This is a genomic window from Variovorax jilinensis (assembly GCF_030316885.1).
Lineage (GTDB): Bacteria > Pseudomonadota > Gammaproteobacteria > Burkholderiales > Burkholderiaceae_C > Variovorax > Variovorax jilinensis.
Genome location: NZ_JASZYQ010000001.1, coordinates 114,306 through 128,612, shown reverse-complemented (window position 1 = coordinate 128,612; position 14,307 = coordinate 114,306). Strand labels below are relative to the sequence as shown.

The following is a 14,307-nucleotide window of genomic DNA, read 5'->3' as shown; positions in this document are numbered from 1 at the left end:
CCCACAGTGCGCGAGGCCGGCGCCGGGCCGCCCCCTCGGGGGGTAGCGACTGGCCCTTTCAGGCGTTTCGTTTGATGGCGTCCGCCAGCGTGTTGACCAGCGTGTCGATGTGCGACTTCTCGACGATGTAGGGCGGCGCGATGACGAGCACGTCGCCGGCCGGGCGCACCAGTGCGCCCTTGTGGAAGCAGTCGAGGAAGATGTCGTAGGCGCGCTTGCCCGGCAGGCCGGCGATCGGCGCCAGCTCGACCGCGGCCGCGAGGCCCAGGCTGCGGATGCCGATCACATTGGGCAGGCCCTTGAAGGCGCTGTGGAAGGCATCGCCGAGCACGGTGCCCATCTCGCCGGCACGGGCGAACAGCTGCTCCTTCTGGAACAGCTCGAGCGTGGCGATCGCCGCCGCGCAGGCCACCGGATGGCCCGAGTAGGTGTAGCCGTGGAAGAACTCCACCACGTGCTCGGGCGCCGAGGTCTTCATCATCTCGTCGTAGAGCTTGTCGCGGCAGATGACGCCGCCGAGCGGGATCACGCCGTTGGTCACGCACTTGGCGAAGTTGAGCATGTCGGGCACGACGCCGAAGTAGTCCGACGCGAAGTTGGTGCCCATGCGGCCGAAGCCCGTGATGACCTCGTCGAAGATCAGCAGGATGCCGTGCTTGTCGCAGATCTCGCGCAGCTTCTGGAGGTAGCCCTTGGGCGGCACGTACCAGCCAGCCGATCCCGCGATCGGCTCGACGATGATCGCCGCCACGTTGCTCGGATCGTGCAGCGGCAGGATGCGCTGCTCGAGGTCGGCCAGCGGGTCCTCGGCCCACACCGGCTCCTGGTTGTGGATGTAGGCATGGTTGACCGGGTCGTGGATGAAGCGCATGTGGTCCACGCGCGGCAGGAAGGCCGAGCCGAACACCTTGCGGTTGCCCGGGATGCCGCCCACCGACATGCCGCCGAAGCCGACGCCGTGGTAGCCCTTCTCGCGGCCGATGAAGAGGTTGCGGTGGCCCTCGCCGCGGGCGCGGTGATAGGCCAGCGCCACCTTCATCGAGGTGTCGGCGGCTTCGCTGCCCGAATTGCAGAACAGCACCTTGTTCAGGTCGCCGGGCGCCATGGCGGCGATCATCTCGGCCGCCTTGAAGGCACGGTCGTTGCTGACCTGGAACGCGGTGGCGTAGTCGAGCGTGTCGAGCTGCTTCTTGATCGCCTCGTTGATGGGCAGGCGGCGGTGGCCGGCGCCGACGCACCAGAGCGACGAGATGCCGTCGATCACCTTGCGGCCGTCGTGCGTGGTGAACTCCATGCCGTCGGCCGCCACGAAGACCCGCGGGTCCTTCTTGAACGAGCGGTTGGGCGTGAAGGGCAACCACTGGTTGTCCATGTTGAAGTCGTTGAAGGCCATGGGTTCACTCCTGCAGAAGGGCTGTCGGAAGCGGGCATTTTGGCACCGGCGGCGCTTCGGCGCGGGTGCCCTGCGACAATAACGGCGCTTATGAACCCCGCGTACATCCTCACCCTTTCCTGCCCCGACCGCACGGGCATCGTGCATGCCGTCTCCGGTTTCCTGCTCGAGCGCGGCGGCAACATCGAAGAAGCGGCGCAATACAACGACCACCACACGGGCCTGTTCTTCATGCGCGTGCGCTTTGCCTGCGAGCAGGGCGAGAGCGTGCTGCGCGAGCAGATCGCCGCGCTCGCGGCCGACTTCGGCATGCACTGGAAGCTGCACCCGGCGGCCGAGCCGATGAAGACCGTCATCCTGGTCAGCAAGGAAGGCCACTGCCTCAACGACCTGCTGTTCCGCTGGAAGAGCGGCCTGCTGGCCATCGACGTGCGCGCGATCGTCTCGAACCACCGCGACTTCTATCAGCTCGCGGCCAGCTACAACGTGCCCTTCCACCACATCCCGGTCACTGCCGCGACCAAGGCGCAGGGCGAGGCCCGGCAGCTCGAGATCATCGAATCGGAAGGCGCCGACCTGGTGGTGCTCGCCCGCTACATGCAGATCCTCAGCAACGACCTGTGCGTCAAGCTCGCGGGCCGCGCAATCAACATCCACCACTCGTTCCTGCCAAGCTTCAAGGGTGCCAAGCCCTACTACCAGGCGCACGACCGAGGCGTGAAGCTGATCGGCGCCACCGCCCACTACGTCACGGCCGACCTCGACGAAGGCCCGATCATCGAGCAGGACGTCGAGCGCGCCGACCACACCGATACGGTCGAGGCCCTCACGGCCCGCGGCCGCGACACCGAGAGCCAGGTGCTGGCGCGCGCCGTCAAGTGGCACGCCGAACACCGCGTGCTGCTGAACGGCCACCGCACGGTGATCTTCAAGTAGCAGGCCGCCGCCGTGAAAGGACTGCGCGGCATGGCCTGGCTGCTGGTGTTCCAGTCGGTCGGCGAACTGCTCTCGCGCGGCCTGTCGCTGCCGCTGCCCGGCCCGGTACTCGGCATGATGCTGATGCTGGCGGGCCTGCGTTTCGAGATCGTGCGCGAGCCGGTCTCGGCCTGCGCGAACTTCCTGCTCGCCCACCTGTCGCTGCTGTTCGTGCCCGTGGGCGTCGGCGTGATGACGCACCTCGCGCTGCTCGGCCAGTACGGCGGCCGCATGCTGTTCGTGATCGCGCTGTCGACCTGGATCGGCCTCGCGGTCACGGCGCTGGTGCTGTTCTGGCCCGACCGGCACGCGAAGTCCACGACGGACGCCTGAGCCCATGCCGCGCTTCGTCGAGCTCTGGATCTATCTTTCGGCGACGCCGCTGTTCGGCCTCACGGCGACGCTGGTGGTCTATCTGCTCGCCAATGCGGCCTACATGCGCACCGGCGGCGCGCCCTGGGCCAACCCGGTGCTGTGGTCGGTGGTGGTGCTCGCGAGCGGCCTGCTGCTGACCCGGGTCGACTACCCGACCTACTTCGCCGGAGCGCAGTTCATCCACTTCCTGCTCGGGCCGGCCGTGGTGGCGCTGGCCTGGCCGCTGTGGCAGCGCCGCGCCGAACTGCGGGCGCGCTTCGGTCGACTGCTGCTCGCCTCGCTGCTCGGCGGCATCGCGGCCGCGGGATCGGCGGTTGCGCTCGGATGGGCGGTGGGCCTGCCGCACGACGTGGTGGTCTCGCTGGCCCCCAAGTCGGTCACCGCGCCCGTGGCCATGGGCATCTCGGAGAAGATCGGTGGCATTCCGGCGCTGTCCGCGGTGTTCGCGGTGCTGACCGGCATGATCGGCGCGCTCTCGGCCAAGTACCTCTTCGATGCGCTGCGCATCGGCACCGATGCCGCCGGCTACGCGGCGCGCGGCTTCGGCCTCGGCACCGCCGCACACGGCATCGGCGCCGCCCGAGCCATGCTCGTCGACGCCGATGCGGGGGCCTATGCCGGCCTGGCGCTCGGGATGCAGGTGGTGCTCGCGGCCCTGCTGATGCCGCTCACATTCAAGCTGTTCTGAGCGCCCGCCGTTCAGGAACGGTGCGGATTGTCGGGACGGCGGTCGTGCTGGTTGGGCACGCCATCGCGGTCGCGGTCCCAGCCGCCGCCGCGGTATTCCCAGTGGCCGTTGCGTTCATCCCATTGCGGCGCGCGGTACGCATAGCCCGAACGCGCGCGCATGTAGCTGCCCTTGTGCCAGACGTAGCGATGGCCGCTCCACTCGTAGTGGCCCGGTGCCCACACATAGCCCTTGCGCGGCGGAGGCACGTGCTCGTGGCGCGGCGGCGGCGGTGCGACGCGCACCACGACGCCGGGTTGCGCCTGCGCGGTCGCGGGGATCACGGCGGCACCGAGCGAAAGCAGCGATGCGGCACCGATGGCGAGGCTGACTGCAAGTTTCTTCATGGGAGCTCCTTGTTGTTGCTGGAGCCTTCATCCTCCGCGTCCCATGTGAACCGCCTGTAAGCGCCGGGCGAAGTCTTGTGTAGAGCTGTGACGCTCGCCGGGACCATCCCACGCGCACGCGCGCTATCGACGCAGCGCGCGCAGGTCGATCGCATCGGCCATCGCGGCATGGCCTGCATTGCCGGGATGAAGATGGTCGCCACTGTCGTAGGCCGGGCTCAGGCGCCGCGGCTCGGACGGACTGCGCAGCGCGGCATCGAAGTCGACCACGGCCGCCACGTCGCGCCGATTGCGGATCCATCGGTTGACCGCGTCGCGCCGCGCTTCCTTTTCCTTGTCCCAGTAGCTCGCGCCTTCGAAGGGCAGCAGCGTGCCGAGCAGCACCTTGACGCCGCGTGCGCGGGCCTGGTCGATCAGGAGTCGCAGGCCGTCGGTGATCTGCTTCGCATCGGGCTGGCCGCGGATCGGGCCCGGCGCACCTTCGGGCATGCTGAAGCCGATGTCGTTGATGCCGATGAGGATCAGCACGTGCGTCACGCCGGGCCGCGCCAGCGCATCGTTCGCGAAGCGGTCGATGCCCTTGGGTCCGACGCCATCGGCCAGCAGGCGATTGCCCGAGATGCCCGCATTGAGCACCTGGGACGCGGCCCCTGCGCCCTGCTGTGCACGCAGGCGTTCGGCCAGGCGATCGGGAAAGCGCACCGCGCCCGAGCCGGCCTGGGTGCCCGCGCCTTCGGTGATCGAATCGCCGAAGGCCACGATCACGGGGCCGGCCGCCTGGGCCAGCAGCAGCCATCCACCGAGCAACACGGCCGCGACGAGACGAGGCAGGGACTTCATGTGATTCGCAAAGCGGCCCAGTCTAGCGGCCGCCGCTGCGGGCCGCGCGCGGACGCGGCCTTGTCCTTCACCAGGTGTCGACGTAAGCGCTGGCCGCGGGCTGCACCCCGACGGCCGAGGCCAGGCCGCGCACCAGCCAGGCGCGCGTGTCGGCCGGGTCGATGACGGCGTCGATCTCGAGCGTCTGCGCCATGTGGATCGCCTCGCCGTTGGCGTACTGCTGGGCCACCAGCTGCCTGAACAGCGCGTCGCGCTCGGCACCCTCGGCGGCGGCGGCGAGCTCCTTGCGAAAGCCCAGCCGCACCGCGCCCTCGAGGCCCATGGCGCCGAACTCGCCGGTCGGCCAGGCGACCGTGAACACCGGCGCATCGAAGCCGCCCGCAGTCATGGCCTGGGCGCCAAGGCCGTAGCCCTTGCGCAGCACCACGGCGAAGAAGGGCACGCGCAGGTGCGATGCCACCATGAACATGCGGCACACATGGCGCACCTGGGCCTGGGCCTCGATCTCGGGTCCGACCATGAAGCCCGGGGTATCGCACAGCGACACCAGCGGCAGGCCGTGCGCGTTGCACAGCTGCATGAAGCGGGCCGCCTTGTCGGCCGCCTCGACGTCGATCGCGCCGCCCAGGTGGTGCGGGTTGTTCGCGAGCACGCCGACCGGCCTGCCCTCGATGCGCGCGAGCGCCGTGACGATGCCGGCGCCGAAGCCCGCGCGCAGCTCGAGCACGGAGCCGGTGTCGGCGATGCCGCGCATCGCGGCGCGCACGTCGTACACCCGCAGCCGGTTCTCGGGCACCGCATGGCGCAGCGCGCGCGGGTCGGCGCACTGCCAGTCGCCCGTGGCGCCCTGGAAGTACGAGAGGTACTGGCGGGCGACCGCGACCGCCTCGGCTTCGTCCTTGACGAGGATGTCGATCACGCCGTTGCGCGACTGCACGCTGCTCGGGCCGATCTGCTCGGGCGCGAAGCTGCCGAGGCCGCCGCCCTCGATCATCGCGGGCCCGCTCATGCCGATGTTGCTGCCCTCGGTGGCGATGATCACGTCGGCGCAGCCGAGCAGCGCCGCGTTGCCCGCGAAGCAGCGCCCGTGGACGATGCCCACCACCGGCACCTTGCCCGACAGCGCCGCGAACTGGCTGAAGGTGTGGTTGTTGAGGCCGGCCACGATCGGCATGTCGGTGTCGCCGGGCCGCCCCCCGCCGCCTTCGGCGAACAGCACCACGGGCAGCCGCAACTGGTGCGCGATGCCGAGCATGCGGTCGGTCTTGTGGTGGTTGCGCATGCCCTGCGTGCCGGCCAGCACCGTGTAGTCGTAGGCCATCACGACCGCGCGCGATTTCTCCGGCCCGAACTCCCTGGCATTGATGCTGCCGATGCCGGTCACCATGCCGTCGGCCGGCGTGTTGGCGACCAGGTCCTCGAGTGTGCGGCGCCGGGTCTGGGCCGCGATCGCGAGCGCACCGTACTCGATGAAGTTGCCGGGGTCTTCCTCCAGCGCGCAGAGGTCGGCGATGTTGGCGCGGGCGGTGCGGCCACCCTGCGCAAGGCGCTTGGCGACCGCGGCCGGGCGATGGGCATCGAGCGTCGGTGCATGGCGCTCGATCACGCGGCGCAGGTCGGGGCGGATCTCGTCCAGGTCCCGCTCGGTGCCGGCCTCGGCCTCGACCGCCTGGGCATCGACCGCCTCGAGCCGCAGCAGCGACTGGCCTTCGACCAGGTAGTCGCCGGCCGCAGCGAGCAGCGCCACCACGCGGCCCGCCACGGGCGCATGCAGCAGGTGCTCCATCTTCATGGCTTCGAGCACGCCGAGCTGCGCGCCGGCCGGCACGATGTCGCCGACGTCGACCTCGAACTGCACGAGCTTCGCGGGCATCGGCGCCTTGACCGTGAGGCCGTCGTCGTGCGCGTCGAGGGCCACCGATGCCGCCGGGATCGGAGCCGACACGGGCCGTGCGGCCTGCACGTCGGCCTGTGCGAAATGCGCGGCGGCCGCCAGGAGGTCGGCGAGGTGCGCCTCCACGAAGCGCGTGTGCACTGCCTGGGTCGCGAACTCGGGCCGCAGCGCGATCGCACGCAGCAGCGCGAGATTGGTCGCGACACCCTCGATGCGGCATTCCTCGAGCGCGCGCAGCGAACGCCGCAGCAGGTCGTCGAAGCGCGCCGCAGGCACGTGCACGATCAGCTTGGCCAGCAGCGTGTCGTAGTGCGGCGAGGGCGCGAGGCCCGCATAGCCGTGGCTGTCGACGCGTACGCCGGGGCCGCTCGGCAGGTCGAAGCGCGCGAGCACCCCGCTCGAGGGGCGGGCCTGCCCGTCGGCATCGAGGGTTTCGGCGTTGATGCGCCACTGCACCGCGAAGCCGCGCTGCGCGGCGCTGCCACCGGGCTCGATGCCGAGCTCGGCGAGCCGCCGTCCGTCCGCCACCGCGAGCTGCAGCTGCACCAGGTCGAGCCCCGTGACCGCCTCGGTCACGGTGTGCTCGACCTGCAGCCGCGCGTTGGCCTCGATGAAGACGAAGGGCAGCGTCGACGATTCCGGGTCGACCAGGAACTCGAAGGTGCCGAGGCCTTCGTAGCGCACCGCCGTGGCCATGCGCAATGCCGCCTGCGTGATCTGCGCGCGCAGCGACTTGGGCAGCGAGGGGCTCGGCGCGATCTCGACCAGCTTCTGGAAACGGCGCTGCAGCGTGCATTCGCGCTCGCCGAGGCTCGCCGCGGACTCGCCGTCGCCGAGCACCTGGATCTCGATGTGGCGCGCGTTGCGCATCAGGCGCTCGACGTAGACGCCATCGACGCCGAAGGCCGCGCGTGCCTCGGAGGTGCAGCGCGCATGCGCCTCGGGAAGATCCTCGGCGCGCAGCACCGCGCGCATGCCGCGTCCGCCGCCGCCGCCGACCGCCTTGACCATCACGCCGGCGCCATCGGCCTGCTGCAGCGCGAAGAAGGCCTGGGCCTCGGCGAGGCTCACGGCGCCGGCACTGCCCGGCATCACGGGCACATCGCATTGCGCGGCCAGCGCGCGGGCGCGCGCCTTGTCGCCGAACAGCGCGAGCTGAGCGGGCGTGGGGCCGATGAAGCGCAGGCCGGCGTCGGCCGTGGCCTGCGCGAAGTCGGCGCGCTCGCTCAGGAAGCCGTAGCCCGGGTGGACCGCATCGCAGCCCTCGGCGCGCGCGACCGCGACCAGCGCCGCGATGTCGAGGTAGGCAGCGGGCCCGGTGGCATCGAGCGCGACCGCGCGGTCGGCCAGCTGCACGTGCAGCGCCTGCGCATCGTCGCGCGCATGCACCGCGACGCTCGCGATGCCGAGGTCGCGCAGCGCGCGCACCAGCCGCACCGCGATCTCGCCACGGTTGGCGATCAGGACCTTCTTGATCATCAGGCGTCCTTCAGAAGCCGGCGCAGCACCTTGCCGGCGCCGGTAGTGGGCAACGCGTCGATGAAGCTCACCGCGCGCGGCGCCTTGTAGCTCGCCATGTTGTCGCGCGACCAGGCCATCAGCGCGGCCGCGTCGAGTTCGGCACCTGCTTTTCTGACGATGAAGGCCTTCACCACCTCGCCCTTCTCGGCATCGGGCTGGGCGATCGCTGCCGCCTGCGCCACGCCCGGATGCTTGATCAGGATGGTCTCGACCTCCTCCGGAAACACGCTGTAGCCCGACACCTTGATCATCTCCTTGAAGCGGCCGATGAAGCTCAGGTAGCCGTCGGCATCGAGCGTGCCCATGTCGCCCGTATGCACCCAGCCGTCGCGCAGCGTCGCGGCCGTGGCCTCGGGCTTGTTCCAGTAGCCCTTGAAGGTGCCGGGGCTGCGCAGGACGATCTCGCCGACCTCGCCGGCAGGCTTGTCGCGGCCGCTGTCGCCGTCGACGATGCGGATCGTCACGCCGGGCACGGCGATGCCCTGCGTGCCCCAGCGCGGCGCGTGGTGCGGCGTGTAGGTGTCGCAGGTGTGGGTCTCGCTCAGGCCGTAGGCAGCCTCGAAGGAGCTGCAGTTCGGAGCGAAGCCGCGCCACTGTGCGGCCAGCGGCGCCGTGAAGGTGATGCCGAAGCTCGTGACCGGATTCCTGCGCAGGCTGGCGAGGTCGAAGCTCGAGATGTCGGGCACCTGCATGCAGGCGACGTTCATCGGCGCGATGCTGTACCACCAGCTCACGCGCCAGCGCGCGATGGCCTGCAGCGTGGCGCGCGGATCGAAGCGGTGCAGCAGAACCGAGGTCGCACCGGTCAGCACCGGCACGTTCACGCCCATCAGCATGCCTGCGATGTGATAGAGCGGCGCGATCGACAGCAGCACGTCGTCGCCCGAGACGCCATTGCAGTCGGCCGCGGCGCGGGTCTTGAAGAGCGCGTTGCCGTAGCTCAGCATGGCGCCCTTGGGCAGGCCCGTGGTGCCCGAGGTGTAGGTCATGAGCGCGACATCGTCGAGCGACAGCGCCACCGGCGCGGGACGACCGCCGGCCTGCATCACCGAAAGGAAATCTTCGCAGCCTGCCGGCACCACACGCGGCTCCCGCTGCGCCGCAGCCAGCTCGGCCGGCAGGTCGATCGCGCTCTCGGCCGGCAGCAGGTCGGCGTAGTGCACGACGAACACATGGGTCAGTGCGCTGGCCGCGCGCACCTTGTCGACCACGGGCAGCAGCGAGGCGGCGGCGACGATCACGCGGGCCTGCAGGTCGCCGAGCTGATAGGACAGCTCGTGCTCCTTGTTGAGCGGGCCGCTCGGGCAGACGATGGCGCCGATCTTCTGGATGCCGAAATGCGCCACCAGGTACTGCGGGCAGTTGTTGAGGAACAGCACCACGGGCTCGCCCTTCTGCACGCCGACGGCCTGCAGCCGGGCCGCGAAGGCATCGCTCGCGGCATCGAGCTCGGCGAAGCTCATCGAGTGCCCGTACCAGATGCAGGCCGGATGCGCGCCGCGCTCGCGCGCATGGGTGCGAAGGTATTCATGCAGCGGCTGCTGCGGGCGGTCGGGTAGCTGCACGGGGCTTGTCTCCATGGCGTCACTCTCTCAGGGTTATCGATAGAACTCGGGCGCTTGCCAAGCGCGGCATGGTGCACCAACATCCTACCCATGGGTATAACTTCGGCGACACCGCACAAACCCGCTGACCACGGCGCCGTGCCGCGGCGGCGCATCGACCTGCCCCAGGGAACCGGCCGGCAGCGCGCCGCCACCGCGGGCACCGATCTCCAGCGCGAACGCATCCTGCAGGCGGCCGCGCAGCTGTTCGCAGCGCAGGGCTATGCCAACACCACCATGGCGCAGATCGTGAACGCGCTCGACGTCACGAAGCCCTTCGTCTACTACTACTTCCGCGACAAGCAGGAGATCTTCGAGACGCTCTCGTGGCGCCCGGCGGTCGATTGCTTCACGGCGCTCGACTTCGCGGCCACCGACTCGCGGCGCGCGGTCGACAAGGTCAAGGAAGGCATCTCGCGCCTGATCGCCGCCACCGTGGCGCACCATCCCTGCGCCTTCTTCGCCTACAAGGAGCCGCAGGTCTACCGGCCCGAATACCTCGCGGCGCAGAAGAGGCTGGCGCATCACTTCTACGACCAGCTCTTCCCGCTGCTCGAGCAGGCGCGGCGCGACGGCGACCTCGATTTCGGCGACACCCGCATCACCGCCTTCGCGGCACTGAGCCTGCCGGGCTTCCTCTACAGCTGGTACCGGCCCGACGGCCGGCTCCCGCCCGAGGACGTGGTGGCCGAACTCAGCCGCCTGGCCTGGCGCGTGCTCGGCCTGCGCGAACGCGCGCGCTGAAAGCCCGCTCGCCTCATTCGCCTTGCTCGGCCCACTCGCGCCGCTCATTCGCTTCGCCATCGAAGCCCCGCCCATCCACGAACTCCGGAGACCGCCATGAAGTTCCCCTTCCTGCTCGCACCCCTGGCCGCCGCTGCATTGCTCGCCGCGGGCGGCGCCCATGCCCAGCAGACCTACAAGATCGCCTACATCGACCCGCTGTCCGGGCCCTTTGCCAATGTCGGCGAGCTGATGCTCACGCACACGCAGTACGCGGTCGAGGACATCAATGCCAGGGGCGGCGTGCTGGGCGGCACCAAGCTGCAACTGCTGCAGTTCGACAGCAAGCTGTCGGCGCAGGAGAGCCAGAGCGCGCTGCAGGCCGCGATCGACCAGGGCGCACAGGCGATCGTCACGGGCGGCTCGGGCTCGTCGGTGGTCAGCGCGCTGGTTCAGGCGGTCAACCGATGGAACCAGCGCAACCCGGGTCGCGAGCTGCTGGTGCTCAACCATTCGTCGATCGACCCCGAGCTCACCGGCAAGGCCTGCAGCTTCTGGCACTTCCAGACCGACGCCAACACCGCGATGAAGATGAAGGCCATCGCCAACACGATCAAGCGCTCGCCCGAGGTCAGGAAGGTCTACCTGCTCAACCAGGACTACGCCCACGGCAAGCAATGGGCCGGCTACGGACGCCAGCTGGTGGGCCTGGCACGGCCCGACATCCAGTTCGTCGGCGAGACCCTGCACCCGATCGGCCGCGTCAAGGACTTCGCCCCCTATCTCGCGAACATCAAGCAGTCGGGTGCCGATTCGGTGATCACGGGCAACTGGGGCCAGGACATGACGCTGCTGCTCAAGGCCGCGGGCGATGCCGGCTACGACCTGCACTACTACAACCACAGCGCGGGCTCGGTGCCCGGCACGGTGCTGGCCGTCTCGCAGGCCAGGCTGGGTCAGCTCACCTGGGTGGCCGAATGGCATCCGGGCCAGGCCGACTCGCCGAAGGTGGACGCGCTCGCGAAGAGCTACAAGGTCAAGACCGGCAAGGACTTCCTCGCGCCCCGCATCGAGATGACGCCGCGGCTGCTGGCCGCCGCGATCAACAAGGCCGGCAGCACCGACACCGCCAAGGTGGCGCGCGCACTGGAAGACCTGAGCTTCGATTCGGTGGTCGGCCCGGTGCGCATGCGGGCCGAGGACCACCAACTGCTGCTGCCACAGGTGGTGAACACGATCGCGCCGGTCGACGGCAAGGCGGTGAAGATGGGCTGGGAAGGCACGAACTACGGCTTCCGCACCGACGCTGTCTACAGCGGCAACGAACTGGCGCAGGGCACCGACTGCAAGATGGCGCGCCCCTGATCGACCTGCTTGCGGGCCGTCATGGCCGTGCGCTACCGTAGCGCCTCGTCCATCCACCAGGAAAGCCCGCGCATGACCCGAACGCTCCAACTGATAGGCGCCGCCACCGACATCGGCGCCAGCACGCGCGGCGCCGGCATGGGGCCGGACGCGCTGCGCGTCGCCGGCATCGCCAACACCTTGGCCGGCCTCGGCTTCGAGGTGCTCGACGGCGGCAACCTGGCCGGACCCGCCACGCCCTGGGAAGTGCCGACCGAGGGACTGCACCATCTCGACGAGGTGGTGGCCTGGAACCGCCTGGTCTACGAGGCGGTCGACCAGGCCATGGGCGCGCGGCGGCTGCCGGTGCTGATGGGGGGCGACCACTGCGTCGCGGTCGGCTCGATCAGCGCCATCGCCTGGCACGTGCGCCGGCGCGGCCAGAAGCTGCGCGTGCTGTGGTTCGACGCCCATACCGACGTCAACACCGAGACCACGAGCCCGAGCGGCAACCTGCACGGCATGCCGGTGTCGTGCCTGCTGGGCCACGGACCCGCCGCGCTCACCGGCTGGAGCGGCGAACGCGCCGCGATCGAGCACGACGCCATCCGCTTCGTGGGCATCCGCAGCGTCGACGCCGAGGAGAAGGCAGCGATCCGCGCCATGGGACTGAGCGTGTTCGACATGCGCCACATCGATGAATACGGCATGCGCACGACCATGACCGAGGCGCTGCAGGACGTCGACGACGACACCCACCTGCACGTGAGCTTCGACCTCGACTGCCTCGACCCCGACTACGCGCCGGGCGTGGGCACCGGCGTGCGCGGCGGCCCCACCTGGCGCGAGATGCAGCTGTGCATGGAAATGATCGCCGACACCGGCCGACTGGGCTCGCTCGACGTGGTGGAACTCAATCCGGCGCTCGACGTGCGCAACCGCACGGCCGAGATCGCGGTCGAGCTGATCGAGAGCCTGTTCGGCAAGTCGACCCTGGTGCGCTGAAAGGCCCCAGGAAAGGCGCGCGCCTGGCCGCGTCTCGATTCAGTCCGCGGCGAGTTCCACCGGCCGCGGCAGCGCATCGGCCTCGGCCTGCGAAAGCTCCGCGCCCGGGTCCGAGATCGGCCGCAGCTTGTCGGCATGGCAATAGAAGGTCCAGCCCTCAAAGGCGACGTCGTAGTAGGTGCCGGGCAGGTAGCGCCAGTCGTCGGGCGCTTCGTAGGGCGCCGACACGACCTCGACGATTCGCCCCACCGCCTGCTGCGTCAACGGACTCGCGACACAGCTCGGCAGCACGTAGCAAAGCGTTCCGATGCGGATCATGGGCGACAGAATGGCACGAAACCGGGCTCCGCACCAGGCGCCGCTCTCCTACGAGGACTGTCGCCGGGCCGGAAGCGCCGCTGCATGCGCGGCCGCGTACAGTCCATGCGTGGGCATTTCCGCGGACAACGACGACGATGGCATCTAACGGGCAAGAAGACACGACGGCAGGCGACAAGCCGCTGCGCGTGCTGGTGGTGGAGGACGATCCCGACGCCCTGTCCGCGACGGTCGAGATGCTTCAGCTGCTCGGCCACTGGGCGGCCGGCGTGCGCAGCGCCGAGATCGCCAAGGACCGCTACTACGAGAATGCCTTCGACGTCCTCATGACCGACGTCGGACTGCCGGCCCTGTCTGGCCTCGACCTGGCCGAGATCCTGCGCACCCGCTTCCATTTGTCGCGGTTGGGCGTGATCTTCGCGACCGGCCGCGCCCCGCCGGACACCCCGATTCCCGATACCGTCTGGCTGCAGAAGCCCTTCAGCGTCGACCAGCTGGCAGAGGCCTTGGCGCGCAGCGGCAGCGCCCGCGGCGAAGGCTGAAGCCCCACCGCTGCAGCTCCGCAGACGACTGCGCAGACGACTTCGCGGCGATCAGCCCCGGGAGGGCGACGGCGGCACCGGCCGCAACGGCGACTCGAACAAGGGCTCTGGCGTGACCACCGGCGAGGTCTCGGCCGGACGGGCCTCGGCGGCGGCCGGCAGGAAGCGGTCGATCAGCGCGAAGAACCGGTCGTAGAGGCGCTCGTCGGTCAGCGTCTCGCTCGCCACCTTGACCAGCGCGTCGTCGCTCGAGCTGAAGGGCAACGACAGCGAGCCGATCGCCCCCACGCCCACGGTCGCCGAGTTGTTGACCTTCTTGATGCCGTAGCGATCCTGCAGCGCGCTCGCGAAGGCGATCGACCCGCGCGCCCCGTTGCGTGCATTGATGTCGCGCGCGCAGACGACGCGGAACTCGACCTCCACATGCACCTCGGCCGCCGGCTGGAAGCTCTTGCGGCCGCTCACGCCGTCGGCGCTGGCGCTGGTGACCATGTAGCCCTGGCTCAGCAGCGCGCGACGTGCGGCCTCGCAGGTCTGGGCCTCGGTGGCGACGTAGCTGCGCGTGTGCGTGGTGGTGGAATCGAACTCTTCCGGGTCGTAGGAGACGCGCCGCGCCGGCGTGAGGGTGCTGCAGGCGGCGAGCAGCGACGAGGCGAGCAGCAGCAGGAGGGCGGCGGCGCGGAGGGGCGAGGGGCGCAT

Annotated in this window: 14 protein-coding genes; 7 read left to right on the top strand and 7 right to left on the bottom strand. The window is 69.9% G+C overall.

The window, feature by feature from the left end:
• Nucleotides 1-58 precede the first annotated feature (58 nt).
• The gene (aptA, locus tag QTH87_RS00665) at nt 59-1,393 is read right to left on the bottom strand and encodes an omega-aminotransferase AptA (RefSeq protein ID WP_286606107.1); all 1,335 of its coding nucleotides are present in this window, start codon (nt 1,391-1,393) and stop codon (nt 59-61) included.
• A 90-nt stretch (nt 1,394-1,483) separates the two neighbouring features.
• On the opposite strand from aptA, the gene purU reads away from it, so the two are divergent.
• From purU to QTH87_RS00650, 3 genes are read left to right on the top strand one after another with little or no spacing between them, the layout of a single operon-like run.
• Entirely contained in the window at nt 1,484-2,329 is an 846-nt protein-coding gene (gene purU / locus QTH87_RS00660) for a formyltetrahydrofolate deformylase (RefSeq protein WP_286606106.1), read from the top strand.
• A 12-nt stretch (nt 2,330-2,341) separates the two neighbouring features.
• A complete protein-coding gene (locus QTH87_RS00655) occupies nt 2,342-2,701 on the top strand; it encodes a CidA/LrgA family protein (protein WP_286606105.1) in 360 nt (119 codons plus the stop codon).
• Between the two features lie 4 nt (nt 2,702-2,705).
• A complete protein-coding gene (locus QTH87_RS00650) occupies nt 2,706-3,431 on the top strand; it encodes an LrgB family protein (protein WP_286606104.1) in 726 nt (241 codons plus the stop codon).
• Nucleotides 3,432-3,442: 11 nt separating this feature from the next.
• On the opposite strand, the gene QTH87_RS00645 is transcribed toward QTH87_RS00650, so the two are convergent.
• The 4 genes from QTH87_RS00645 to QTH87_RS00630 all read right to left on the bottom strand — a co-directional run bounded on the left by QTH87_RS00645 (nt 3,443) and on the right by QTH87_RS00630 (nt 9,652).
• Nucleotides 3,443-3,817 (bottom strand): hypothetical protein, encoded by a 375-nt coding sequence (locus QTH87_RS00645; protein ID WP_286606103.1) that lies wholly within the window; start codon nt 3,815-3,817, stop codon nt 3,443-3,445.
• Between the two features lie 123 nt (nt 3,818-3,940).
• Nucleotides 3,941-4,657, bottom strand: a complete 717-nt coding sequence (locus QTH87_RS00640) for an SGNH/GDSL hydrolase family protein (RefSeq protein WP_286606102.1) — start codon at nt 4,655-4,657, stop codon at nt 3,941-3,943.
• A 67-nt stretch (nt 4,658-4,724) separates the two neighbouring features.
• The gene (locus QTH87_RS00635) at nt 4,725-8,030 is read right to left on the bottom strand and encodes an acetyl-CoA carboxylase family protein (protein WP_286606101.1); all 3,306 of its coding nucleotides are present in this window, start codon (nt 8,028-8,030) and stop codon (nt 4,725-4,727) included.
• Nucleotides 8,030-9,652: an AMP-binding protein gene (locus tag QTH87_RS00630; protein WP_286606100.1), complete on the bottom strand. Its 1,623-nt coding sequence runs from the start codon at nt 9,650-9,652 to the stop codon at nt 8,030-8,032. Before QTH87_RS00630 ends, QTH87_RS00635 begins: the two co-directional genes overlap by 1 nt.
• Nucleotides 9,653-9,727: 75 nt before the next feature.
• On the opposite strand from QTH87_RS00630, the gene QTH87_RS00625 reads away from it, so the two are divergent.
• The 3 genes from QTH87_RS00625 to rocF all read left to right on the top strand — a co-directional run bounded on the left by QTH87_RS00625 (nt 9,728) and on the right by rocF (nt 12,748).
• Nucleotides 9,728-10,420 (top strand): TetR/AcrR family transcriptional regulator, encoded by a 693-nt coding sequence (locus QTH87_RS00625; RefSeq protein ID WP_286606099.1) that lies wholly within the window; start codon nt 9,728-9,730, stop codon nt 10,418-10,420.
• 96 nt (nt 10,421-10,516) lie between these two features.
• Nucleotides 10,517-11,764, top strand: coding sequence for a branched-chain amino acid ABC transporter substrate-binding protein (locus tag QTH87_RS00620; protein ID WP_286606098.1), 1,248 nt, complete (start codon nt 10,517-10,519; stop codon nt 11,762-11,764).
• Between the two features lie 72 nt (nt 11,765-11,836).
• A complete protein-coding gene (rocF, locus tag QTH87_RS00615; protein ID WP_286606097.1) occupies nt 11,837-12,748 on the top strand; it encodes an arginase in 912 nt (303 codons plus the stop codon).
• 39 nt (nt 12,749-12,787) lie between these two features.
• On the opposite strand, the gene QTH87_RS00610 is transcribed toward rocF, so the two are convergent.
• Nucleotides 12,788-13,066 (bottom strand): hypothetical protein, encoded by a 279-nt coding sequence (locus tag QTH87_RS00610; RefSeq protein ID WP_286606096.1) that lies wholly within the window; start codon nt 13,064-13,066, stop codon nt 12,788-12,790.
• Nucleotides 13,067-13,203: 137 nt separating this feature from the next.
• Here QTH87_RS00610 and QTH87_RS00605 point away from each other — a divergent pair, with 137 nt between their 5' ends.
• Complete coding sequence (locus QTH87_RS00605; protein WP_286606095.1) at nt 13,204-13,608, top strand: response regulator; 405 nt, start codon at nt 13,204-13,206, stop codon at nt 13,606-13,608.
• 51 nt (nt 13,609-13,659) lie between these two features.
• On the opposite strand, the gene QTH87_RS00600 is transcribed toward QTH87_RS00605, so the two are convergent.
• On the bottom strand, nt 13,660-14,307 hold the full coding sequence (locus tag QTH87_RS00600) for a DUF2242 domain-containing protein (RefSeq protein ID WP_286606094.1): 648 nt from the start codon (nt 14,305-14,307) through the stop codon (nt 13,660-13,662).